The 24,970-nt window shown below is 34.4% G+C and carries 25 protein-coding genes; 17 read left to right on the forward strand and 8 right to left on the reverse strand.

All coding sequences use genetic code 11. From position 1 onward, the window contains the following. Positions 1–250 precede the first annotated feature (250 nt). From hisS to mtaB, 11 genes are all read left to right on the forward strand, one after another. A complete protein-coding gene (hisS, locus tag DFR66_RS08460) occupies positions 251–1,621 on the forward strand; it encodes a histidine--tRNA ligase (protein WP_114754405.1) in 1,371 nt (456 codons plus the stop codon). Positions 1,622–1,930: 309 nt separating this feature from the next. Next, positions 1,931–2,503: a nucleotide exchange factor GrpE gene (locus DFR66_RS08465; protein WP_114754406.1), complete on the forward strand. Its 573-nt coding sequence runs from the start codon at positions 1,931–1,933 to the stop codon at positions 2,501–2,503. 78 nt (positions 2,504–2,581) lie between these two features. After that, positions 2,582–3,697 carry a molecular chaperone DnaJ gene (gene dnaJ / locus DFR66_RS08470; protein WP_114754407.1) on the forward strand — a complete coding sequence of 372 codons (1,116 nt, stop codon included), beginning with the start codon at positions 2,582–2,584 and terminating at the stop codon, positions 3,695–3,697. Positions 3,698–3,983: 286 nt separating this feature from the next. After that, a complete protein-coding gene (locus tag DFR66_RS08475; RefSeq protein WP_114754408.1) occupies positions 3,984–4,904 on the forward strand; it encodes an ABC transporter ATP-binding protein in 921 nt (306 codons plus the stop codon). Positions 4,905–4,988: 84 nt separating this feature from the next. Further along, on the forward strand, positions 4,989–6,305 hold the full coding sequence (locus DFR66_RS08480) for an ABC transporter permease (RefSeq protein ID WP_114754409.1): 1,317 nt from the start codon (positions 4,989–4,991) through the stop codon (positions 6,303–6,305). 1 nt (position 6,306) lies between these two features. Then, on the forward strand, positions 6,307–7,146 hold the full coding sequence (locus DFR66_RS08485) for a mechanosensitive ion channel family protein (RefSeq protein WP_114754410.1): 840 nt from the start codon (positions 6,307–6,309) through the stop codon (positions 7,144–7,146). Between the two features lie 12 nt (positions 7,147–7,158). After that, positions 7,159–8,322 carry a sigma-54-dependent transcriptional regulator gene (locus tag DFR66_RS08490; RefSeq protein WP_114754411.1) on the forward strand — a complete coding sequence of 388 codons (1,164 nt, stop codon included), beginning with the start codon at positions 7,159–7,161 and terminating at the stop codon, positions 8,320–8,322. A gap of 112 nt (positions 8,323–8,434) precedes the next feature. Continuing rightward, positions 8,435–9,157, forward strand: coding sequence for a DEAD/DEAH box helicase (locus DFR66_RS08495; protein ID WP_114754412.1), 723 nt, complete (start codon positions 8,435–8,437; stop codon positions 9,155–9,157). 16 nt (positions 9,158–9,173) lie between these two features. After that, the gene (locus DFR66_RS08500) at positions 9,174–9,392 is read left to right on the forward strand and encodes a DUF2007 domain-containing protein (protein ID WP_114754413.1); all 219 of its coding nucleotides are present in this window, start codon (positions 9,174–9,176) and stop codon (positions 9,390–9,392) included. A gap of 23 nt (positions 9,393–9,415) precedes the next feature. Continuing rightward, a complete protein-coding gene (locus tag DFR66_RS08505) occupies positions 9,416–10,213 on the forward strand; it encodes a Cof-type HAD-IIB family hydrolase (protein ID WP_114754414.1) in 798 nt (265 codons plus the stop codon). A 168-nt stretch (positions 10,214–10,381) separates the two neighbouring features. Then, complete coding sequence (mtaB, locus tag DFR66_RS08510; RefSeq protein ID WP_114754415.1) at positions 10,382–11,710, forward strand: tRNA (N(6)-L-threonylcarbamoyladenosine(37)-C(2))-methylthiotransferase MtaB; 1,329 nt, start codon at positions 10,382–10,384, stop codon at positions 11,708–11,710. A 150-nt stretch (positions 11,711–11,860) separates the two neighbouring features. On the opposite strand, the gene DFR66_RS08515 is transcribed toward mtaB, so the two are convergent. Together DFR66_RS08515 and DFR66_RS08520 are read right to left on the reverse strand one after the other, a co-directional pair. Then, positions 11,861–12,577, reverse strand: coding sequence for a 3-ketoacyl-ACP reductase (locus DFR66_RS08515; protein WP_114754416.1), 717 nt, complete (start codon positions 12,575–12,577; stop codon positions 11,861–11,863). Between the two features lie 127 nt (positions 12,578–12,704). After that, positions 12,705–13,541: a DUF6929 family protein gene (locus DFR66_RS08520; RefSeq protein WP_114754417.1), complete on the reverse strand. Its 837-nt coding sequence runs from the start codon at positions 13,539–13,541 to the stop codon at positions 12,705–12,707. A 218-nt stretch (positions 13,542–13,759) separates the two neighbouring features. On the opposite strand from DFR66_RS08520, the gene DFR66_RS08525 reads away from it, so the two are divergent. Then, positions 13,760–14,638: a PPK2 family polyphosphate kinase gene (locus DFR66_RS08525; protein WP_114754418.1), complete on the forward strand. Its 879-nt coding sequence runs from the start codon at positions 13,760–13,762 to the stop codon at positions 14,636–14,638. 53 nt (positions 14,639–14,691) lie between these two features. On the opposite strand, the gene DFR66_RS08530 is transcribed toward DFR66_RS08525, so the two are convergent. Next, complete coding sequence (locus tag DFR66_RS08530; protein WP_114754419.1) at positions 14,692–15,273, reverse strand: hypothetical protein; 582 nt, start codon at positions 15,271–15,273, stop codon at positions 14,692–14,694. A gap of 223 nt (positions 15,274–15,496) precedes the next feature. Here DFR66_RS08530 and DFR66_RS08535 point away from each other — a divergent pair, with 223 nt between their 5' ends. Both DFR66_RS08535 and DFR66_RS08540 read left to right on the forward strand, forming a co-directional pair. Next, complete coding sequence (locus DFR66_RS08535) at positions 15,497–16,879, forward strand: MATE family efflux transporter (RefSeq protein ID WP_114754420.1); 1,383 nt, start codon at positions 15,497–15,499, stop codon at positions 16,877–16,879. 28 nt (positions 16,880–16,907) lie between these two features. After that, the gene (locus tag DFR66_RS08540) at positions 16,908–17,138 is read left to right on the forward strand and encodes a hypothetical protein (protein ID WP_086453598.1); all 231 of its coding nucleotides are present in this window, start codon (positions 16,908–16,910) and stop codon (positions 17,136–17,138) included. Positions 17,139–17,140: 2 nt separating this feature from the next. Here the strand turns inward: DFR66_RS08540 and meaB are convergent, their stop codons facing one another. Next, positions 17,141–18,229, reverse strand: coding sequence for a methylmalonyl Co-A mutase-associated GTPase MeaB (gene meaB, locus DFR66_RS08545; RefSeq protein ID WP_167400504.1), 1,089 nt, complete (start codon positions 18,227–18,229; stop codon positions 17,141–17,143). Between the two features lie 168 nt (positions 18,230–18,397). On the opposite strand from meaB, the gene DFR66_RS08550 reads away from it, so the two are divergent. From DFR66_RS08550 to DFR66_RS08560, 3 genes are all read left to right on the forward strand, one after another. Further along, on the forward strand, positions 18,398–19,309 hold the full coding sequence (locus DFR66_RS08550) for an AEC family transporter (RefSeq protein WP_114754422.1): 912 nt from the start codon (positions 18,398–18,400) through the stop codon (positions 19,307–19,309). 55 nt (positions 19,310–19,364) lie between these two features. Next, a complete protein-coding gene (locus DFR66_RS08555) occupies positions 19,365–20,576 on the forward strand; it encodes an MFS transporter (RefSeq protein ID WP_114754423.1) in 1,212 nt (403 codons plus the stop codon). A 239-nt stretch (positions 20,577–20,815) separates the two neighbouring features. Further along, on the forward strand, positions 20,816–21,454 hold the full coding sequence (locus DFR66_RS08560; RefSeq protein WP_114754424.1) for a peroxiredoxin: 639 nt from the start codon (positions 20,816–20,818) through the stop codon (positions 21,452–21,454). A gap of 85 nt (positions 21,455–21,539) precedes the next feature. Here DFR66_RS08560 and DFR66_RS08565 read toward each other — a convergent pair whose 3' ends face one another. From DFR66_RS08565 to DFR66_RS08580, 4 genes are all read right to left on the reverse strand, one after another. Continuing rightward, positions 21,540–22,421, reverse strand: a complete 882-nt coding sequence (locus DFR66_RS08565) for a DMT family transporter (RefSeq protein ID WP_114754425.1) — start codon at positions 22,419–22,421, stop codon at positions 21,540–21,542. Then, positions 22,421–23,002, reverse strand: coding sequence for a GDP-mannose pyrophosphatase NudK (gene nudK, locus DFR66_RS08570; RefSeq protein ID WP_114754426.1), 582 nt, complete (start codon positions 23,000–23,002; stop codon positions 22,421–22,423). The genes DFR66_RS08565 and nudK overlap by 1 nt, the downstream gene beginning before the upstream one ends. A gap of 139 nt (positions 23,003–23,141) precedes the next feature. Then, positions 23,142–24,413 carry an adenylosuccinate synthase gene (locus tag DFR66_RS08575; RefSeq protein WP_114754427.1) on the reverse strand — a complete coding sequence of 424 codons (1,272 nt, stop codon included), beginning with the start codon at positions 24,411–24,413 and terminating at the stop codon, positions 23,142–23,144. Positions 24,414–24,445: 32 nt separating this feature from the next. After that, complete coding sequence (locus tag DFR66_RS08580; protein WP_114754428.1) at positions 24,446–24,928, reverse strand: Fur family transcriptional regulator; 483 nt, start codon at positions 24,926–24,928, stop codon at positions 24,446–24,448. Between the last annotated feature and the right edge of the window lie 42 nt (positions 24,929–24,970).

The following is a 24,970-nucleotide window of genomic DNA, read 5'->3' on the forward strand; positions in this document are numbered from 1 at the left end:
AATCCGGCAGCAAAAATAATTTGTTTTCAATTGCCCAAAAGGAGCTTCCTGCGGTCGCTCTTTTAGGCAAGAAAACAATAGTATTTTTTGCCGCCGTATTTCCACTTTAATCTGGGCTAGGCGATGTGTAATAAAATGCTAGAATTTGGAAGCAGAATAATTTTAAAAATAAGATATTTGCAAAGAATTAGAATTTGGAGTTTTTTAAATACTTCCAAAATCTGAAAATTTAATTTCCAATACTCATACCATGGCATCAAAACCGAGCATTCCTAAAGGGACTAGAGATTTTTCACCTGCAGAGGTAGCAAAACGACACTATATCATCCAAATTATAAAAAGCAATTTCGAGAAATTTGGTTTTCAACCTATAGAAACTCCATCTTTCGAAAATTCCGAAACCCTAATGGGAAAATACGGAGAAGAAGGCGATCGTTTGATTTTCAAAATATTAAATTCAGGAGATTATTTGGTAAAAGCCAATGCAGCACATTTAGAAAATAAAGACAGTACGAAACTGACTTCAAGTATTTCTGAAAAAGCCTTGCGTTATGATCTAACCGTTCCGTTTGCGCGTTATGTAGTACAACATCAAAACGATATAGAATTTCCATTCAAGAGATATCAGATTCAACCGGTTTGGAGAGCAGATCGTCCGCAAAAAGGACGTTTCAGAGAGTTTTTTCAATGTGATGCGGATGTGGTAGGCTCTAAATCGTTATGGCAGGAAGTAGAATTAGTACAATTATATGATACTGTTTTTTCAGCCTTAGGTTTAGAGGGCGTAACCATCAAAATCAATAACCGAAAAATATTATCCGGAATTGCTGAAGTAATCGGTGCATCAGATAAATTGATAGATTTCACGGTAGCGCTGGACAAGCTGGACAAAATAGGTGAGGACGGCGTGAAAAAAGAAATGATTGAGAAAGGGATTTCAGAAGATGCAATTCGCAAAGTGCAACCTTTATTCAATTTTACAGGAACCATTTCAGAGAAAATAAACCAACTTTCGGTTTTGCTTGCAGAATCACAGGAAGGAATGAAAGGCGTAGATGAATTGCGTTTTATTTGTGAAAACGTTTCGGAACTTGGATTATCAAAAGCAATTTTAGATTTAGATGTAACCTTGGCAAGAGGACTAAATTATTACACAGGTGCTATTTTTGAAGTGGCTCCGCCAAAATCAGTCTCTATGGGTTCTATTGGCGGTGGGGGAAGATATGATGATTTGACTGGAATTTTCGGATTGAAAAACATGAGCGGTGTGGGAATTTCTTTTGGATTAGACCGAATTTATTTGGTTGTCGAAGAATTAAATTTGTTTCCGGAAACCGTTACAGCAACTTCAAAAGCATTGTTTATAAACTATGGTGAAGCCGAAGCTTTTTATGCTATGAAGGCAATAAAAGAACTGAGAAATTCAGATATAAAAGTAGAATTATACCCAGATAATGCTAAAGTAGCAAAGCAGTTTCAGCATGCTGATAAAAGAGGGATTCCTTTTGCTGTAATCGCAGGGGAACAAGAAATGGCTACCAATTCTTTTTCTCTTAAAAATTTATTGAGCGGAGAGCAGACTTCAGTGGATTTTGAAGGTTTGCTAAATGCATTACTGTAGCTTTATTTTAAAAGTATAAAAAAAGCTTCGTATGTTTTACGAAGCTTTTTTTAATATAAAATAATGGTGAATTAATAATTGGTACAGATTCTTTGTTTTTTATTCAGAGATAAACATCAACAAATAACTGAAACAAATCTAATTAAACTATATCGAGATAGTCTTAAAATTATATTAAAATTTTAAGTGGTTGAAATTTTTTTAAAAACATGTAAAATTTATGTAGAATCATAAATTTAATAAAAAGGTGACAATTTGACATTTTAAAAGAATTGGCAGTACTTTTGTAATCCATAGAAAAGAATAAAAATGAAGTTTAAGAATATTTTTAAAAATACAAGTAATATGACTACTGAAAATACAGAAATTGATCAAGAAATAGATGATGTGACATTAGAAAATAATGCCAATGGGGAGCAAATCATTATTGAGGAATTAAGTCTGGAAGAGCAATTGACTCAGGATTTAGCCAAAGAGAAAGATAAGTATTTACGATTATTTGCTGAATTTGAAAATTATAAACGTAGAACTACAAAAGAGCGTATCGATTTGTTCAAAACAGCTAATCAAGAAGTTTTACTTGCAATGCTTCCTGTACTAGATGACTTTGACAGAGCCTTAGTTGAAATTAACAAATCAGATGACGAATTGTTGACAAAAGGAGTGGAGCTTATTCATGAAAAACTAAAAAACACTTTAGTTTCTAAAGGTTTAGAGCAAGTTGAGGTGAAGGCTGGAGACGCTTTTGATGCTGATTTTGCTGAAGCAATTACTCAGATTCCAGCGCCAAAGATGAAGGGAAAAATTGTTGATGTTCTTGAAAAAGGATACAAATTAGGAGACAAGATCATTCGTTTTCCAAAAGTTGTAATAGGGCAGTAATAGATTCGCGATTAATCGCTTATTTATATCACGCATGGTTGCGCACTACGGTGCGTTTCAACAAAAGATAAAATAAAAATGAAAAAAGATTTTTACGAAATATTAGGCATTTCAAAAAATGCTGATGCTGCTGAAATTAAAAAAGCTTACAGAAAAAACGCTTTACAGTATCATCCTGACAAAAATCCTGGAGACAAATCGGCAGAGGATAAATTTAAATTAGCTGCTGAAGCTTATGAGGTATTAAGCGATCCTCAGAAAAAAGCCAAATACGATCAATATGGTCATCAAGCATTTGATGGTTCTGGCGGTTTTGGCGGAGGTGGTCACGGCGGAATGAATATGGATGACATATTCAGTCAGTTTGGTGATATTTTCGGAGGCGGTTTTGGTGGTTTCGGAGGCGGAGGAGGCGGAGGCGCTCGACGTGCTAAAGGAAGTAACCTTCGTATCAAAGTAAAATTGACATTGGAAGAAATTGCAAATGGAGTAGAGAAAAAAGTAAAAGTAAAACGTAAAGTTCAAGCACCAGGAGTTACCTATAAAACATGTTCTACATGTAACGGTCAAGGTCAAGTGATGCGTGTTACGAATACCATTTTGGGTAGAATGCAATCAGCATCTACATGTCCAACATGTAGTGGTTCTGGTCAAATTTTAGACAAAAAACCATCAGAAGCAGATTCACAAGGAATGATTCTTGAAGATGAAACGGTTTCTATAAAAATACCTGCGGGTGTTGTGGACGGAATGCAATTGAAAGTTTCTAATAAAGGAAATGATGCTCCGGGAAACAGTATTCCGGGAGATTTGATTGTTGCAATTGAAGAATTGGAACATGAGTTCTTGAAACGTGAAGGAGAGAATTTACACTACGATTTATATATTAGTTTTGCTGAAGCGGTTCTTGGTATTTCTAAAGATATTGAAGCTATAAACGGAAAAGTGAGAATCAAACTGGAAGAAGGAATTCAGTCTGGTAAAATTCTAAGACTTAAAGGAAAAGGAATTCCAAGTATTAATGGCTACGGAAATGGAGATTTATTGGTACATGTAAATGTTTGGACTCCAAAAACATTGAACAAAGAACAAAAACAATTTTTCGAAAAAAATCTTTCGGATGATAATTTTATTCCTAATCCAGAGAAGTCAGACAAATCATTTTTTGAGAAAGTGAAAGATATGTTTTCATAATAAAAAACGTTGAGATGCTATTTATCGCGCCTTATATAAAAACATACATTTACCCATCCTTGTTAAAATAAGGATGGGTTTTTTATGAAATCGCTACTAACAATTTGTTTGTTGCAAACAATTGAAAATCATCGAACTCCAATGAAAATAAAATATTGTGAGATAAACACCAAAAAATATAAGGCGATAACGTAAAGAACAGCTAAAAATTAAATGCTACATATATGAAACTATTCTAAGTATTTCGGTACTAATTATTTACTTTTACACCAATTAAAAAATAAGCATGAGTAATATTCTTGAAGTGAATAAAGTTGTTAAGCAATACGGTGACTATGTGGCGCTTAACGAAGTTTCATTAATGGTTCCAAAGGGGAGTATCTACGGACTTTTAGGTCCAAATGGAGCTGGAAAAACATCACTTATCCGAATAATAAATCAGATTACATTGCCTGATAGTGGTGAAATTATTTTGGATGGTGAAAAATTGCAACCCAAACACGTTCAATATATAGGCTATTTACCTGAAGAAAGGGGATTGTACAATACAATGAAAGTGGGTGAACAATGCTTGTATTTGGCCCAAATGAAAGGGCTTTCTAAGGCTGAAGCCAAAAAACAACTAGAGTATTGGTTCGAAAGATTAGAAATTCAAGGTTGGTGGAACAAGAAAATCCAAGAGCTTTCTAAGGGAATGGCGCAGAAAATTCAGTTTGTAGTTTGCGTTTTACACAAACCTAAACTATTGATTTTTGACGAACCTTTTTCTGGTTTTGATCCCGTAAATGCCAATATTATCAAAGATGAAATTCTAGCATTGCGTGAAGAGGGAGCAACCATAATTTTCTCGACTCACCGTATGGAAAGCGTGGAAGAATTATGTGACCATATTGCGCTGATTCACAAATCCAATAAACTCATTGAAGGAAAACTGGATGATGTAAAAAGACAATTTAAAACCAATAGTTTTGAAGTGGGTATTTTATCGGAGAATGTAGAAAGTTTGATGTATTCGATTACACAAAAATTCACTGTTGGTCCAGCTAATTTTAAATCATTAAACAACGAATTAAAGCTTGAAATTCAACTGGGGAATGCCACGCCAAATGAATTATTGAATCTCTTAACGCAATGTGGACAAGTAACTCATTTTGTAGAAAAAATTCCAAGTGTCAATGATATTTTTATTCAAACAGTAACAAAATAGATTTTTTGACTTCTTAGATTTTCTAAAAATCTAAAGTTTTATAATTCTAACAGTCTAAAATGTCTAACAATCTAATAATCTAGAATGTCTATAATAACATTAATCATAAAAAGAGAGTTTATAGCCAAAGTGCGCAATAAATCTTTTATTGTTATGACTTTTTTAAGTCCCTTATTATTTGTTGCAATAGCATCATTTGTAGCGTATTTAAGTTCGATGAAAGCAGAAACAAAGCGAATCGCTGTTCATGATGAATCGGGTATGTTTGTAAAAGAATTTACTTCACAAAACAAGAAAAATGATGAATACAAATACCTTGATTTGTCATTGATTGATTTAAAATTCCTCAGAGACAGTATTACAAATGAAAGCTATGAAGGATTATTACACATTCCAAAAGCGAGTAATTCAAAGGATTTCGAGAGTAAAATTCAGTTTATTTCTAATAGTAGTCCTAGTATTTCATTTATTGAAAATGTTCAGGATATAATTGCCAATAAATTGACCAAAAACAATTTAGAAGCAGCAAATTTAGATACATTGGCTATTAAAAATGCCCAGTCAAGAGTGAATATCAGCTTGACAAAAGCATCTGGAGAAGAGAGCGTCAAGGGACTGAACGAAATCAAAATCGGTATTGGAGGTGCATTTGGTTATCTTATTATGATGTTCATAATTATCTACGGAAACATGGTGATGCGAAGTGTCATCGAAGAAAAAACCAGCCGTATAGTAGAAATCATAATTTCCTCAGTTAAACCCTTTCAGTTGATGATGGGAAAAATTATTGGAACTTCATTAGCAGGATTGTTGCAATTCCTAATTTGGGCAATAATTGGAATGTCATTAATGTTTGCAGCATCTGTATTTTTTGGAGTAAATGTGGGGTCTACAGCCAGAGTTTCTCCAGAAATGATGCAAACTGCACAGCAAGAAATGACCGGAACTGCACAAATGTATATTAAGGAATTATGGAATTTACCCATTGCAAGTATCTTGATTGGATTTGTGATTTATTTCATTGGCGGTTATTTTCTGTACAGTTCCTTTTACGCGGCAATTGGCGCTGCAGTTGATAATCAAACCGATTCACAGCAATTTTTGTTACCTATCATTATGCCGTTAATGTTGAGCGTTTACGTTGGATTTTTTACAGTTATCAATGATCCGCACGGGACAGTTGCAGTTGTTTTCTCCATGATTCCGCTTACCTCACCAATAGTAATGTTGATGCGCATTCCGTTTGGCGTACCTTTGTGGCAAATTGCAATATCAGTTACGTTATTATTTGGAAGTTTCTTTGGCGTCGTTTGGTTTGCCGCAAAAATTTACCGAATAGGGATACTGATGTACGGCAAAAAACCAACGTGGAGTGAAATGTATAAATGGTTAAAATATTGATATGGAAGTTTTAAACAAAATCATAGATTTATTTGGTTTAAGTATTATTAAAACCAAAGACGTAAATTTAACTGTAGGAGCTCTGATAGCATTAGTAGTAGCTTTTATGCTAACGAGTTACATCTTGAAATTTGTTAGTAAAGTAATTACCCGAAATATACCAATTGAAGATAAAAATAAATTTGTTAGTATTTTTCAATTTGTGAAATATCTAGTTTATTTGTTTGTAATAATGTTCACTTTGAATGCTTCGGGTGTAAACATTAGTGTCTTGCTAACAGCTTCTGCAGCTATTTTTTTAGGGCTAGGTTTTGCACTCCAACAACTTTTTCAAGATTTAATTTCAGGAATATTGATTATTTTAGAACAATCACTTAAGGTTGGCGATATTATTGAGGTGGAGGGAAAGGTATGTCGTGTTGAAAAAATAAGTCTTCGCTCAACCAAAGCAGTGACTCGCAATCAGCGGGTTATGATTATTCCAAATCATAAATTTTTGTCGGACGTTTTGTTTAATTGGACCCAAAATAGTACCATAATAAGGGAAAGTGTAGAAGTTGGAGTGGCTTATGGATCCGATACCGAACTAGTGAAGGAAATTTTGATTTCATGTGCGAAAAACAACTCTAACACATTGGATGATTGTGAACCAATTGTAATGTTTGAAAATTTTGGAGATTCATCTTTAGATTTTGCTGTCTACTTTTTTGTAGATGATGCTTTCACAGTTCTAAGAGTAAAAAGCGAACTACGGTTTGAAATTGACAAACAGTTTAGAATCAATAACATTACGATTCCATTCCCACAAAGAGATGTTCATTTTTTAAATCCCAATGCATAAATTAAAATTCTTATGTCAAAAATACTAATCATAGAAGACGAAGCTGCAATCCGAAGAGTACTCACAAAAATACTATCTGAGGAAAATGACACCTATCAAGTTGAAGAAGCTGAAGATGGTGTTGCAGGTCTTGAAAAAATAAAAAACAACGATTACGATTTGGTTTTGTGCGATATCAAAATGCCAAAAATGGATGGTGTTGAAGTTTTAGAAGCAGTCAAAAAAATCAAACCCGAAATTCCGATGGTGATGATTTCTGGTCATGGCGATATGGAAACGGCAATTAACACGATGCGTTTGGGAGCGTTTGATTACATTTCGAAACCACCAGATTTAAACCGATTATTGAATACGGTTCGTAATGCTTTAGACAAAAAACAACTCGTAGTTGAGAATAAAATCCTAAAGAAAAAAGTCAGTAAAAACTACGAAATGATTGGCGAAAGCGACGCAATCAATCACATCAAAGTGATGATTGAAAAAGTAGCACAAACTGAAGCCAGAGTTTTAATCACGGGGCCCAACGGAACCGGAAAAGAACTCGTTGCGCATCAATTGCACGAGAAAAGCGAACGCGCTAATTTTCCTTTAATCGAAGTAAACTGTGCTGCGATTCCATCAGAATTGATAGAAAGTGAATTATTCGGTCACGTAAAAGGAGCGTTTACTTCGGCAGTGAAAGACCGCGCAGGAAAATTTGAAGCAGCGGATAAGGGAACAATTTTCTTGGATGAAATTGGTGATATGAGTCTTTCGGCCCAAGCCAAAGTATTACGTGCTTTACAGGAAAGCATGATCACCAGAGTAGGAGCGGACAAAGATATCAAAGTCGATGTTCGTGTGGTTGCAGCGACTAATAAAGATTTGAAAGTAGAAATTGCCGAAGGGCGATTCCGTGAGGATTTATACCATCGTTTAGCAGTTATCCTAATAAAAGTTCCAGCGTTGAATGACAGAAGAGATGATATCCCAATGTTAATTTCTCATTTTGCAGATAAAATCGCCACAGAGCAAGGAAATGCTGTAAAAAAATTCTCTGCAGCAGCTATTAATTTGCTGAAAGAATACGATTGGACAGGAAATATCCGTGAATTACGAAATGTAGTGGAGCGCCTGATTATCCTTGGTGGAAGCGAAATTTCAGAGAATGATGTGAAGTTATTCGCAAGTAAATAATTTATTTCGCAAAGATTCGCAAAGTTAACGCAAAGAAACACTAAGATTTTTTTAATTAAATCTTCGTGAATCTTCTTTTTACTTGGTGAATCTTCGTGTAAAAACGATAAAAATGAAACTAAAAAAAATAAACGAAGAGTTACAACAAGCTCTAATTGAAAACGGTTTGACAGAGGCTAATACGATGCAAAAAGAAACATTTTCGACACTGAAAAGTGGTTCGGATTGCATTATTATTGCGCCAAAAGGAAGCGGGAAATCAACAACAATTGTGCTAAATGTAATTCAGAGATTAGCCGGTGCAACTGAAGAGTCTCCAAGGGCTTTGATTATTGTTGAAGATAAGGTCAAAGTATTAGAAATGGTAGATCTTTTCGAAAAATATGGTAAGCATTCGAATTTAGAAGTCTATGGTGTTCATGACAAAGGCGATATGGAATATGATAAAAATTATGTATCTACCGGAATCGATGTGTTGATAGGGACGCCAAATAAATTAAGTGATATGTTCACTACTGCGGGGTATAATGTAAACCGATTGAAAATGTTTATCCTTGATGATGCTGATCCAATTTTGAAATTACGTCATGAAACTAAAATCATGCGTATTTCGAATAGTATCGTAAAAACGCAACGTATTATCTTTACAGAACAATTCACAGAACGAATAGAAATTCTTGCTGAAAAAATGCTAGTGGAACCTTATGAATTCGATTTTGATGGAGAAGAGGATGAAGATGAAGACGAAGATTTCGAAGAGGATGAAAACTTGGAGGCAGATGAAAATGATGACTTCCAGGAGCAAGAAGGTGATGAAGAAAACGGAAATAAATAATTAAATAAAGAGTAAAATGGGATTAATGAAAGTGTTTTCAGGAAGTGAAATTTTAGCCTTGGCGTTACAACAGAGAATCGAAGCCATAGGTGTGGATACCGTTTTGAAAAATAATATACAATCGGCTCGATTGGGAGGTTTTGGAACTTCGGGACAAGCAGTGGAATTGTTCGTTCAAGAAACCGAGTTTGCAAAAGTAAACCCTGTTATTGAAGAATTCAGAATGAGTATTTAATTCATTTACAATAAAAAAATAGAATGAAATATAAAATGTTGGTTTTGGACATGGATGACACTTTGTTGACTGATGACCATACTATTTCAAACGAGAATAAAGTGATGTTGGCTAAGGCAAGGGAATTGGGGGTGCATATTGTTTTGGCATCCGGAAGACCAACGCCAGCAATGATTACTTACGCTAAAGAATTACATTTAGATGATTCCTATATGATATCGTATAATGGCGCTGTCATTACAGATTTGAAGGAAGATAAGATTATTTTTGAGCAAACGTTAACCCAAGAACAAATCCATGAATTGTATGACTACAGTTTAAAAAGTAATACTCACATTATTACTTATGTTGGTGGGAAAATTGTGAGTGAAACGGATTCTGAATATATTGACATCGAAAAAAACATTACTGGTTTAGCACATAATAAAGTGGTAAGTTTTAAAGAGGAAGTGCAGTCTTCAGCTGTGAAATGTATTTTATTAGAAGAACCAAGCTATTTAAAAGAAGTAGAAAAAGACTTGAAAGCAGCGATGCCACATCTTAGTGTCAGTATGTCAAAGCCCTTTTTTCTTGAAGTAGCGCAAAATGGAATTGATAAAGGAGTCAGTATCAAATTTTTAGCCGAAAGACTAAATATTCTTCAAAGTGAAATTATTGCTGTAGGAAATGCAGGAAATGATTTAACCATGATTGAATATGCAGGATTGGGTGTTTGGGTAGATAATGTAGATCCTGAATTGAGAGATAAAGGAGATGTGATTGTAGCATCCAATAATAATCATGGCGTGGCTGAAGTGGTGAGACGATTTATCTTGAATTAGAATTTAAATCAAAAAGATAAAATTATTATCCGATACTTTGTTTTGTAAAAGAGCAGAGTATCGGATTTAGTTTTTAATAAAATATGCATTATAGAAAAATTTATAGATTTAGTTCGTAAATTTGCGCACTCAATTTTTTGACAACGATTTCATTAATTGAGTTATCTTATGGAAAACAGAAAAAAAGTAGCCTTTTATACCTTAGGCTGTAAACTAAACTTCTCAGAGACTTCTACAATTGCCCGTAACTTACAAGACGAAGGATTTGACCGCGTTGATTTTGAAGAAGTGGCTGATATGTACGTGATTAATACCTGTTCAGTTACTGAAAATGCTGATAAGCAATTCAAACAAGTTGTGCGAAAAGCAATGAAATTGAATGATAAAGCATTTGTTGCGGCTGTGGGTTGTTATGCGCAATTGAAGCCGGAAGAATTAGCAAGCGTAGATGGAGTGGATTTAGTTCTTGGAGCAACTGAAAAATTTAAATTAGCGGATTATATCAATGATTTGTCTAAAAATGATTTTGGCGAAGTGCATTCGTGTGAAATTGCCGAAGCTGATTTTTATGTAGGAAGTTACTCAATAGGAGACAGAACCCGTGCTTTCTTAAAAGTACAAGATGGTTGCGACTACAAATGTACCTATTGCACGATTCCCTTAGCAAGAGGGATTTCAAGAAGTGATGAACTGGAGAATGTATTGAAAAATGCTTCAGAAATTTCGAAACAAAATATCAAGGAAATTGTTCTTACCGGAGTAAATATTGGGGATTACGGAAAAGGAGAATTTGGGAATAAAAAACACGAACATACCTTCTTAGAATTGGTTCAGGAGTTAGACAAAGTAGAAGGAATCGAAAGATTGCGAATTTCATCTATTGAACCGAATTTATTGAAGAATGAAACGATAGAGTTTGTGTCTAAAAGCAGGACTTTTGTGCCACATTTTCACATTCCGTTGCAATCAGGAAGTAATGATATTCTAAAGTTGATGAAACGCCGTTACCAACGCGAAGTATATACGGAAAGAGTAAATAAAATTCGGGAAGTAATGCCACACGCTTGTATTGGTGTGGATGTGATTGTTGGTTTTCCGGGTGAAACAGATGAGCATTTTCTAGAAACCTACCATTTCTTGAATGAAATGAATATTTCGTATTTACACGTATTTACGTATTCAGAACGAGATAATACGGAAGCAGCTACAATGCAAGGTGTTGTTCCTGCTAATGTTCGTGCCAAACGCAGCAAAATGTTACGCGGTTTGTCCGTAAAAAAACGACGTGCTTTTTACGAAAGCCAATTGGGAACTAATAGAACTGTTTTGTTCGAAAGTGAAAATAAAGAAGGGTATATTCATGGTTTTACCGAAAATTACGTAAAAGTAAAAACACCTTGGAATCCAGAATTAGTCAATACATTACACGATATTAATTTGACGAAAATTGATGAAGATGGAAGTGTACGAATGGATTTTGTTTCGTCTTTGGTGTAAGTTTTTTTCAACCATATAAGTCATTTAAGTTTTTAAACCAATAAGAGATTAAGTTTCATTAAGTCTTCCGCTTAATTTTCTTAATCTCTTAATGGTTTTTTTACTAAATATTGATCATCTGACTTTAAGACTTTTGACTTTCGACTACTTTTACGGATTCGTAGACCAAATACTACTGTTTTTGATAAACACGCGTCGGTTTAGTTTAAGTTGCGCAATGATTAATTCAGCCATATCTTCGGCTTGCATTACGGTTTCCGGATTGCCGTCTGTCAATTTTAATTCTTTTGCCATATCTGTAGCAACAGTACTTGGCGTTAATGCTGTCACGCGAATATTATGCTTGCGAACTTCTTGCATCAAGGATTCTGTTAAACCTAAAACAGCAAATTTAGAGGCACTATAGGCGCTCGTTAACGCATTTCCGCTTAATCCAGCTGTGGAAGAAATATTGATGATATCACCCGTTTGTCTTTCAATCATATTAGGCAATACGGCACGAGTTACGTAGTATGTTCCCATTAAGTTTACTTGGATAATGCGTTCCCAATCCGTTGGTTCTAATTCTAAGAATTTTCCAAAAGCAGCTATTCCGGCATTGTTGATTAAAATGTCGATGGTTCCAAATTCGGCTAAAGCTTTGGCAACGGCAGCGTTTACCGAATTGATATCGGCAACATCAGCGGCTATTGCCAGTGCTTTTACTCGTAAAGAACGCACTTTTGCAGCTACACTGTCTATTTCTTCTTGTGTTCTTGCTACCAAAATCACATTTACACCTTCTTTTGCCAATGCCAAAGCGATTGCTTTTCCAATTCCTTTTCCTGCGCCGGTGATTAGGGCATTTTTATTTTTTAAATCTGTCATTTTATATATTATTTTAGGCCAATAAAGGCTTAGTTTACTGTAAAAGTAGTACGTTTTATAGTTGAAATCTATTTTGATTTTCTATTTAATCTAAATTTAACGTTCTGTTATTTGACTGAAATGAATATTATTTTTTGTCTAAAGTTAATTTGTAAATATCTGTTTCCAAAACTTCGGTGTCTTTGTCTTCACAAAGTAAGAATTCGATTTTTTCTTTTGAATTGGTGTGTAAAGTCAATCCTTCAAATTTATGAGAACTGCTAATTTTTTGGGTAAAATCGATTTTCATAGTTTTCAGGTTAATGCTCCCAATAAAACTCTCTAAAACTTCGCCATCATCATACGTTGATTCGGTATCTTCGGCTGTCGCTAAAAAATAAATACTGTCTCCGACTATAATTCCATCGGTAAAACTACTGCGTACTCCTTTAATTTTAGGGAGTTTGTAGTCGTTTGAGAGAATAGTGAAATCGTTAGTGAGGTTTTTTCCTTCGATGGTGAAAATAACATTTTTATGGGAGCTACCGTTCCCACGATTTAATAAAAACCAACTTTCGCCATTATAGATGGCACCTTCGAGGTTGAAATCTTCGGGTTTTATATCTCCGAAATTTTGCATAACGGCATACAAATCGCTGAGGTCATTTGTGGCGATTATCTTTTTATCTGTAGCATTGACTTGTATCATTTTGTTTCTTTTTTCGGTAGAACCGGAACCAAAAATATATATACTATCCCCGAATTGCGTTATGGCTTCAAAATCTGCTTTGTCTTTTTTGAGCGTGTTCTCTATGGGGTTTTCTAGTAACGGATGGCGTTTTAAGTTTTTGGTATCCGTGTTGTATTCGTAGAGAAAACCGCTGTTGTCACCTATAATCAGTAGGGAATTGTCTTTGTAAATGAGTCCTGATGCAGAACCAATACCGATGATTTGAAATAATAATTCGAGTTTGAATTTTTCCATTGTATGTGTTTTTAAAACGGGTGCCTAGCCCAGATTACTTCACCTAATTTCTATTTTCATAGGAGTTCAGTGAACTTTGTTTGAAGTGAAAATCCTTTTATTATTTTTTTTTAAATAATAAAAGATTGCAACGGATAGCTGGAAAATGCTCCTGAAATTCATCAGGATTAATCCTTATAATTTGTTATATTTGAATATACAAAGATAAAATATTTCATATGAAGTCTATAAATCCCGATGATTTTAAAGTGATTGGCAAAATTGATTTGTCAAAAATTCCTACGAACTTGTTTAATGGAGCTAGTGATGATGATAAAGAGGAGAAACTGGATAAAGTTCAGACAAAATTGAGTGAGTTACAGGATGTGATGTATGCGCACAATAAATACGGTGTATTGATTTGTTTGCAAGGCATGGATACATCAGGGAAGGACAGTTTGGTTAGGGAAGTTTTTAAGGAATTTAACTCGCGTGGTGTTGTGGTACATAGTTTTAAAACACCCAATTCTACAGAACTAGAGCACGATTATTTGTGGCGACATTATTTGGCTTTGCCAGAAAAAGGAAAGTTTGCAGTATTTAACAGAACTCATTATGAAAATGTCTTGGTGACCCGAGTGCATCCCGAATATATTTTGAATGAAAATTTGCCAGGAATTGAAAAAGTAGAAGATATTACGCCTCAATTTTGGGAAAATAGAATGGAACAAATCAATAATTTTGAAAAGCACATCACGCAAAACGGAACGATTGTTTTGAAGTTTTACTTTCACATGAGTAAAGAAGAGCAACGCAAACGCTTGCTTCGACGACTGGAAGAAGTGGAGCACCATTGGAAATTTTCACCAGGAGATTTGAAAGAGCGCGGACATTGGGATGAATACATGCAATATTATCAGGAGGCAATTAATAAAACAGCCACTGAAAATGCACCGTGGTATATTATTCCTGCTGATGATAAGGAAATGGCGCGTTATATAGTTGCAAAAATTATCTGGGAAGAAATGCAAAAATATACTGATATCAAAGAGCCACAATTAGACGAAAAAGTAAAAGCTAATTTTGAAATGTATAAAGACCTTTTGAAAAAAGAATAGAACAAAAAAAATGCGCTGAATTTCAGCGCATTTTTTAAGTATTATAGAATAGTTTATAGTTTGAAACCATAAGCTAAACGAACTCCAACTTGTCCAACTCCTCTACCTAAAGAACCGTTACTGTTTAAACGATCAAAATGATTGTAGTGTGTATAGTTCAAAGAAATATCTATGTATTTAGTAGCATAACCGATACTTGGAGATAACAACAAAGAAGTTTTGTCTCTAGTATTACTTACGTTACTAGTTGCAAATGCTGCACCAGCTTCACCCATAACATAAAATTGGTCTTCCCAAATAAATGCTTTGAAACCTGCTTTTGCTGGGATGATACCTAAATCTAAACCTTCTGTTTGACCAGGAAACGTATCAGCTTTGCTTACAAATAAATTAGTGTAACCTGTAGTCAATGTCAAAGAGTATGTTTTTGATAAATCATATTGTCCTCTTACATCTGCACCAAGTGCTAATTTATATGGGTCATGTACTGAATATCCAACATTTGCACCAATACCTAAACGGAAACCTTGATCATAATTTGTTGCGTTGCTAGTTTCTTGTGCTTCTACATTACTAGCAAACATCATTGAGATTGTAAGTGCTAGTGCGAATTTAATTTTTCCTGCGATTTTCATAATTGTATTTTTTAATATTCTTGTTGTTTTTACGGGTTTTGTTTGGTTAAAAACAACTGTGCAAAAGTAAGTCCCCCAGTATGTAAAAAGTTATATAATTATGACCATTTGTTATAGAATTCATTGTTTTGTATGTTACTGTAAAAAAACAATTGTTTAAAGTGCAATACTAACCACACAATTAAAAGCTTCTAATTATCTTTGCTATCAAAAAATACTAAAAGTGAATTTATCTCAATACTTCAAAGAGTTTTCTTATAATATTAAATTAGCGTATCCTGTAGTTTTAGGAATGTTAGGGCATACATTAATAGGAATAGTTGATAATTTCATGGTTGGGAAATTAGGTTCGACTGAATTGGCTGCAGTTTCGTTAGGAAACAGCTTCATTTTTATAGCTATGTCTTTAGGTATAGGTTTTTCTACAGCGATTACTCCATTAGTTGCTGAGGCTGATGCCGAAAAAAACGATCAAAAAATCCGTACTACTTTTCACCACGGATTGCTTTTATGTACGGTTTTGGGTGTGGCATTATTTATTTTGACTGTACTGTCTAAACAAATTATGTATATCATGCACCAGCCTAAAGAAGTGGTAGAAATGGCTGCTCCGTATATTGATTGGGTTGCATTTTCTTTGATTCCAGTAATTATATATCAGGGATACAAACAATTTGCTGATGGATTGTCTAAAACAAAGTATTCCATGTATGCTATATTTATGGCAAATGTGGTGCATATCTTTTTTAATTACGTTCTCATTTATGGAGTTTGGATTTTTCCAAAACTAGGTATTTTAGGTGCTGCATTAGGAACGGTATTGTCTAGGATAATGATGGTCGTTTTTATGCATTACCTGATGAAAACAAATTCAGTGTTAAAAAAATATTTTAAGAATTTTAGTTTCAAAGAAATACGAAAATCAATTCTGAAAAAAATTATTGATATTGGTATGCCTTCAGCGATGCAAATGTTGTTTGAAGTAACTTTGTTTACCGCTGCTATTTGGCTTTCAGGTTCTTTAGGAAAAAATAGTCAAGCGGCTAATCAGATTGCGCTTATTCTGGCATCCTCCACATTTATGGTAGCAATGGGTTTGAGTGTTACTGCAATGATCCGAGTGAGCCATTGCAAAGGAATAAACGATTATAAAAAATTGATTGTTGTAGCACGTTCTATTTTTCTCTTGGCCATTATATTAGAAACAATCTTTGCGATAATATTTGTGGCATTTCATAATTTTTTACCGCATTTATTCTTAAATATGAGCGATTCGGCTCAAATGCTGGATAACGAAGAAATCATCTTAATCACTTCTAAACTGCTATTGATTGCGGCTATTTTCCAAATTTCAGATGGAATTCAAGTAGTTGTCTTAGGAGCGTTACGTGGTTTGCAGGATGTAAAAATCCCAATGTACATAACATTTGTAGCCTATTGGGTTATTGGATTTCCTATTTCTTATTATTTAGGAAAATACACAGAACTGAAAGCCGTTGGAATCTGGATAGGACTTTTAGCAGGATTAACAGCTGCCGCTTTATTTTTGTATATTCGCTTTGCGAGATTGACAAAAAGGTTGGTGATGCAAAACGAGAATAAATAAAACAATAAATTACTTAAATATTAAATTCATGGAATTACCAAAATTTTTACTAGGCGATAATACTGATTTTCCCGAAGATATTTTCATCATACATCTTGATTACCCTAGATTTATCATTAATCTTAAAGATGATGAGGTAGAATTTATGGAAGAAGCTGAAGATCTAGACGAGGCAGAATTAAATACAGAAATGGAAGGATTAATCGTTCTTGCCAATGAGTTTTATGACCGAGAAATGGAGCGCTACGAGAAAGAGTAAGTTTATTTTTTAAAATACTTTTCCAACAAACTTACAGCAGCTGCAAAAGGTGACAATTCATCATTTTGCACTGCTTTTTTATTTTTTTCTATCAATTCGATAATTTCTGGATGGTTGTAGAAATTTGATTTCAGTTGCTCATTAATCGTTTCCAACATCCAATATTGGTTTTGTTCTTTGCGCTTTGTAAAAAAGTAATTATTGCCTTTTGTCAGTTCCAGAAATTTCTGAATCGTTTCCCAAACATTGGATATTCCTTCATGGGTAATAGCGCTACAGGCAGCAGTTGTAGGAGTCCAACCTGATTTTTTGGCTGGAAAAAGATGTAAAGCTCTATTGAATTCTAATTTGGCAAGATTAGCTCTTTTGATATTATCGCCATCGGCTTTGTTGATGACAATAGCATCTGCCATTTCCATAATGCCACGTTTAATGCCTTGCAATTCGTCACCGGCGCCAGATATTTTTAACAGCAAGAAAAAATCAACCATACTGTGAACGGCGGTTTCGCTTTGGCCTACGCCAACGGTTTCAATAATAATGGTATCAAAACCAGCAGCTTCGCAAAGCGTTATGGTTTCACGGGTTTTACGAGCCACACCACCTAATGTTTCTCCTGAAGCAGATGGTCGTATAAAAGCATTTTTATCTTTAACGAGTTCTTCCATTCGGGTTTTATCGCCCAAAATACTTCCATGCGAAATCGTGCTACTGGGATCAACAGCAAGTACGGCTACTTTTTTTCCTAAACCGGTCAGGTATTTTCCAAAAGCTTCAATAAAAGTGCTTTTCCCAACGCCTGGTACGCCGGTAATCCCTATTCTTACGGATTTATTGGCATAAGGCAAGCAGGCATTTATCACTTCATTGGCTTTAGCTAAATGATTGACATTAGTGCTTTCGACTAAAGTAATCGCACGGCTAAGTGCAGTAATATTTTCGTCTAAAATTCCTTCAACAAGTTCTTTTGCCGAAGGTTGTATTTTTCTAAAACGCTGAATATTCCCTACAGATGTGGCACTAATAATCTCTGGAGCTTGAATTCCTGGTTTTTCGTTTAAAGCGCTTGGATGGTGTTTTTTATTTGACAAAACTATTTTTTAGAATAGTAAAAATAATAAAAAACTATCTTGAATAGACGGTCATTTTCTTAAAATATCATTTCATTTTGATGGTTCCTCTTTTGCAGAGGATAAATCACAAATTTTATTTTTTTTGAATTCATTTTATTTCTCATTAGTCAATATCTTTGCGATATTATGACCAACTTCATCCTAATTTTTGTTTTCCTATTCCTTGGAATTGTATTCCAAAATATAAAGGGGTTTCCGGTAACTATTTACAAGTTATTAAACAAGATTGTTATTTACATCTGTCTTCCAGCGCTGGCTTTATATTATATTCCAAAAATAAAATGGAGTAACGAATTGTTATTTCCAATTGGAGTTGCATGGATTGGTTTTATTATTTCCTTTTTCTTTTTTAGTTTTTTAGGCAGCAAATTTGGTTGGTCTAAAAAGCTTACAGGTTGTTTAATTTTAACGGCCGGTTTAGGAAATACCTCCTTTTTAGGTTTTCCAATAATTGAAGCTTTATACGGTGAGGAAGGTTTGAAAACGGCAATTCTGGTTGATCAACCTGGTTCTTTTGTGGTACTTTCTACCTTAGGAATTTTAGTGGCAACTGTATATTCTAGTGGGAACCCAAATGGTTTTCAAATCGCCAAAAAAATTCTTTTATTTCCGCCATTTATAACTTTTTTGATTGCTTGTTTGATGAATGGTTTTAATGTCGATTTACATGGATACGTGCAGCTTTTGCTGCAAAAACTAGGAAGTGGAGTAACACCTTTGGCTTTGCTTTCTGTTGGTTTGCAACTGCGCTTTGACCGGAATAGCTTGCATTGGAGGTTCTTAGGATTGGGTCTGTTGTACAAATTAATACTGACTCCGGCTCTTATTTATGTGTTGTATGTTGTAATTTTGCAACAACATTCTAAAATTATTCAGGTTGCTATAATGGAGTCAGCGATGGCGCCCATGATTACCGCATGTATTTTAGCCTCTACCCACGGTTTAAAGCCCCGTTTAAGTAGTATGATGATTGGTTATGGAATCCCATTATCGTTTATTACTTTGTTATTTTGGTATTTTGTGGTTCAATATGCTTAAGATTTAAATACCGATTAAAAACCAATATTTAGTAATATGTTTTTTATTTAAAAATATGAATTCATCTCTTGATACTGCATCAAAAACAGAAACAACTCCTATTGCACAGCAAACCGTTTATTCTATATTATTTTCGATAGCATTTGCCCATTTATTAAATGATTTGTTACAAGCCGTAATTCCGGCAGCGTATCCTATTTTAAAAGAAAATTTTAATTTAACATTCACACAAATTGGTTTAATCACTTTGTCATATCAATTGGCGGCTTCCATATTACAGCCCTTAGTTGGTTTGTATACTGATAAAAGACCAAAACCTTTTTCTCAAATTTTCGGAATGCTGTTTACTTTATCTGGAATAGTATGTTTATCCTACGCTTCCAGTTTTGAAATGATTATAATTTCGGTAGTTTTGGTCGGAATTGGTTCTTCTATTTTTCATCCAGAAGCTTCCCGAATCTCCTTTTTGGCTTCTGGTGGAAAGCGTGGTTTGGCACAATCCATCTTTCAGTTAGGAGGGAATGCCGGAACAGCCATCGGACCTTTGTTAGTAGCCTTAATTGTAGTTCCTAATTCGCAATATTACATCATTTGGTTTGTGGTCGTTGCCATCATCGGATTGATTGTCTTGAGTAGAATTGCACTTTGGTACCAAAACCATTTAAGTTTAAGAAGTGCAAAGAAAGCCGTAATCGATTTGCCTAATTTATCCCAAAAAAAGATTGTCATCTCAGTGGTAATTTTGCTGGTTTTGATTTTTTCAAAATTCTTTTACATGGCGAGTATGTCTAGTTATTTCACCTTTTATTTAATCGAAAAATTTGGATTGTCGGTTCAGGAGGCGCAATTTCATTTGGTTTTATTTTTAGCATCTTGTGCCATTGGAACTTTAATTGGTGGGCCATTAGGTGATAAATTCGGAAGGAAATATGTGATTTGGTTTTCAGTCTTGGGAGCAGCGCCTTTCACATTATTGTTGCCGTATGTTGATTTGTTTTGGACAGGCGTTTTGTCGGTCGTAATTGGAATTGTAATCTCCTCTGCATTTCCGGCAATCTTGGTTTATGCGCAAGAATTATTGCCTAAAAAACTCGGAATGGTTTCTGGTCTTTTCTATGGTTTTGCCTTTGGAATGGGCGGTTTGGGTTCCGCTTTATTGGGTAATCTTGCCGATCACACCAGTATAACGTACGTGTATTATCTTTGTGCCTATTTGCCTTTGATAGGGATTATAGCGCTCTTTTTGCCTAATCTAAAGAAAAAATAATACTTCTTTTTAGGAGCTGTTTCCTGCTCTTCACTATATTCCCGATTAATAAAAACTACGGCTGAAAAAGCCTTGTTTTTCTAAATCGGGAGATGCTGTTGCGATCAGGGCTAGGGCATTTCGTTTCCTGATTGCTTTCTGTTTTCCGTAAACATTAGTACAACTTTAAGATTAGTTTTCTCCTTTATTGCTTTTATTTCAATACCTTACAATGTTACTAATCAATAAATTAAATTACTATGGCAACAGTACGATTAGGCGATATTGCTCCTGATTTTGAAGCAGAAACGTCACAAGGAAAAATAAAATTTCATGAATGGTTAGGAGATTCTTGGGGAGTTCTATTCTCTCATCCTGCTGATTTTACACCTGTTTGCACCACCGAGTTAGGAACAGTTGCGAATTATTATCCTGAATTTGAAAAACGAAATGTAAAAGTTATCGCATTGAGTGTTGATGGTGTAGATTCGCACATGGAGTGGATTAAGGATATTAATGAAACTCAAAATACAACTGTAAATTTCCCAATAATTGCTGACGAAGACAAGCATATTGCTGAACTATATGATATGATTCACCCCAACGCGAGTGAGAGTTTCACGGTTCGTTCGGTTTTTATTATCGGACCTGATAAGAAAATAAAATTAACGTTAACCTATCCGGCATCAACAGGAAGAAATTTCGATGAATTATTGCGTGTAATAGACAGTTTACAATTGACAGCTAATTATAGCGTAGCAACGCCAGCAAACTGGAAAGATGGGGATGAGGTGGTAATCTCGACCTCGATTAAGGACGAAGATATTGCAGCTAAATTTCCAAAAGGATACGAAAGAGTAAAACCCTATTTAAGAATGACACCACAGCCTAATAAGTAGTAATTTTTAGTTTATCTTTTAAATAGAAAAGCAGAATGAATTTATTTTTCATTCTGCTTTTCTATTTCGTCAAAAGTTTAATGCTTTACTTCTTATTCGTAATTAATAACCCGGAAATAATGATTCCCATGCTTATGATCTGGGTTAGTAAAATGTCTTGGTTAAGAAAAAAATAAGCCAGAATTCCACTGAAAACGGGAATCAAATAATAAATTAAAGCTGTTTTTGACGTCCCAATTAACCGAATGGCCTCGTTCCATAAATAAAATGAAATTAAGGAAGCGCAAACGCCAACGTATGTGGTTACCAGAAATGTTTTGGTGTCAAAAATCACTTTTTTATAATAAAGGTGTTCATACAGATAAAATGGAAACAGTAAAATTGTACCAATAACAAAAACACTGAACAAAAATACTTTTGGACTTAATTCATTTGGTTTTTGTCGCACTAATATCGTGTAATAAGCAAAAAAGAAGCAAGCTAATAGCATTAATAAATCCCCAATGGTGAAGTTAATATGCAGTAATGCGTCTAATGAACCTTTAGAAATAAGAACAAGCACTCCTGTGATTATGGTTGCAATTCCTACTATTTTTATATTGGATACTTTCTCTTTAAAAATAATTCTGGATAGTACAACAATAAATAACGGAATCGAAATGGCGATTAACGATAAGTTGACTGCACTTGTTGTTTTTCCTGCAAAGTATATCAGCGTATTAAAAATAGTGATGCCTAATATTGCTGTAAGCGTAAGATAACGAATGTGTTTTTTTACGATTTTAAAATTTTCAATAGTGCTTTTTATAGCAAATGGAGCCAAAACAATACAAGCAACTGTCCATCTCCAAAAAGCCAATCCAACAGGTGGAATGTGTTCTTTTATGCCACTGGCAATTACCATATTTACGGACCATAACAAGGTAGCGAATAAGGCAAATAAAACTCCTTTAGTCGTATTGCTCATTAAACTAAATTATGAATTTTGGCGTACTGTAATAAAATAATCGTTTTTGCGTCTTGCATTTGACCAGATTCAATCATAGCATACGCTTCGTCGAAAGGCATTTCCATTACATCTATATTTTCTTCTTCATGTGCTACTCCGCCACCGTCGCTAACTTTCATAGATTCATCGTATTCACCAACAAATAAATATAAAATTTCAGTTACAGCACCTGGCGACATATACGTTTCCATCACCTTTTTGACCTTAGAAATACGATACCCTGTTTCTTCTTCAGTTTCTCGAATGATACATTGCTCCGGATTGTCAGCGTCCAAAAGTCCGGCACAAACCTCAATCATCATTCCGGTTTCATTTGCGTTAAGATACGTTGGCAAGCGAAACTGACGTGTTAGAATAACTGTTTTTTGCTGAGTATTATAAAGTAAAATTGCAGCTCCATTTCCTCTGTCGTAGACTTCTCTTTTTTGGGTAATCCAAGAGTCGTCTTTTTTTTGATAGTCAAAAGTTACCTTGTTTAAGATATACCAATTGTCTGAGAGTAATTCGGTTTTTTGTATTTTGATAATTGGGTTTTTCATGGATGTATTGAAAGTATTTTTTTTCTGTTTAAGTAGAAAATTATTAGTAAAAAAGAATCCAGTCTCGACTCCCTTTCCTTTGGAGAGGGTTGGGGAGTGGAAAAAAAAACGTCCCGATTTATCGGGACGTTTCGTAATCTTATTTTAGAATAGTTTGCTTTCTGTCTGGACCTACAGAAACTATTTTGATAGGAACTTCTACTTCTTTTTCAATGAATGCAATGTATTCTTTCAACTCTGTCGGTAATTCATCATAAGTTGTCATACCTGTCAAGTCTTGTTTCCATCCTTTGAAATCTTGATACACAGGAGTTACATTTTCAGGCTCAATGTTATAAGGGAAATGAGAAATATTCTCTCCTTTGTAGTTATATTCGGTACATACTTTTAAGGTTTCAAATCCTGAAAGCACATCACCTTTCATCATCATCAATTGTGTTACACCATTGACTTGAATAGCATATTTCAACGCTACTAAGTCTAACCAGCCACAACGTCTTTGTCTTCCGGTTACAGATCCAAATTCATTTCCTACACGTGCCATTGTTGCGCCATCCTCATCAAAAAGTTCTGTTGGGAACGGGCCACTTCCTACGCGAGTAACATACGCTTTAAAAATTCCGTAAACTTCTTTAATTTTATTTGGAGCAATCCCTAAACCGGTACAAGCACCAGCAGCAGTAGTATTTGATGAAGTTACAAATGGATATGTTCCAAAATCAACATCTAATAATGAACCTTGAGCACCTTCACACAAGATTGATTTACCTGCTTTTTGAGCTTGGTGTAAATACTCTTCACTGTCAATAAAATCTAATTTTTTTAATTCTTCGATTGCTTCAAAGAATTCAGTTTCCATTTCAGCTAAATTGTATTGAATTGATACATCGTAAAATTTGATCATTTCTTCGTGCTTGTCAGCCAATGCTCTGTAGCGATCTGCAAAATCTTCAAGTTCGATATCACCTACACGAATACCATTTCTTCCTGTTTTGTCCATATACGTTGGACCAATACCTTTTAATGTAGAACCTATTTTAGCTTTTCCTTTAGAGGCTTCAGAAGCGGCATCTAACAAACGGTGCGTAGGCAAAATTAAATGTGCTTTTCTTGAAATGATTAATTTGCTTTTGATGTCTAAATTAAATTTTTCAAGACCTTCAATTTCTTTTTGAAATACAACAGGATCAATTACTACTCCATTTCCAATGATGTTTACAGCAGTTTTATGAAAAATACCAGAAGGGATAGTTCTAAGAACATGCTTTATACCGTCAAATTCTAAAGTATGCCCTGCATTTGGACCTCCTTGAAAACGTGCGATAATGTCATAATTTGAAGTTAGAACATCAACAATTTTTCCTTTTCCTTCATCTCCCCATTGTAATCCTAGTAATAAATCTACGGTCATTCTATCTGTTATTTGTAGTTAGTTTTTTATGTTTATGAACGATTTTCTTCGTCCAAGTTGTTCTTTTGCTTTTTAGTTCCATAGAGATACAATGAGTGATTGGTTATCTCTATATCGAATATTTCTTCAATTGTTTTCTTGATACTTTGAATTCTTGGATCACAAAACTCAATTACTTCGCCAGTATCCGTCATAATAATATGATCGTGTTGCTTATCGAAATATGATTTTTCGTAATGTGCTTGATTTTGCCCAAATTGGTGTTTACGAACTAAAGCACAATCTAATAGCAATTCTATCGTGTTATAAAGAGTTGCTCTACTCACACGATAATTTTTATTTTTCATTTTGATATAAAGGTTTTCTACATCAAAATGTTCTTCGCTATCGTAAATTTCCTGAAGGATTGCATAACGTTCAGGAGTCTTGCGATGTCCTTTTTTTTCAAGATATATTGTAAATACATTTTTTACAATTTCTTGGTTTTTGGTGTTATCTGTGGAAATGAGTGTCATATGCGGGCAAAGATAAATTTTTTAGTTTAAAGTATAAAGTTT

Source organism: Flavobacterium glaciei (genome assembly GCF_003350545.1).
Lineage (GTDB): Bacteria > Bacteroidota > Bacteroidia > Flavobacteriales > Flavobacteriaceae > Flavobacterium > Flavobacterium glaciei.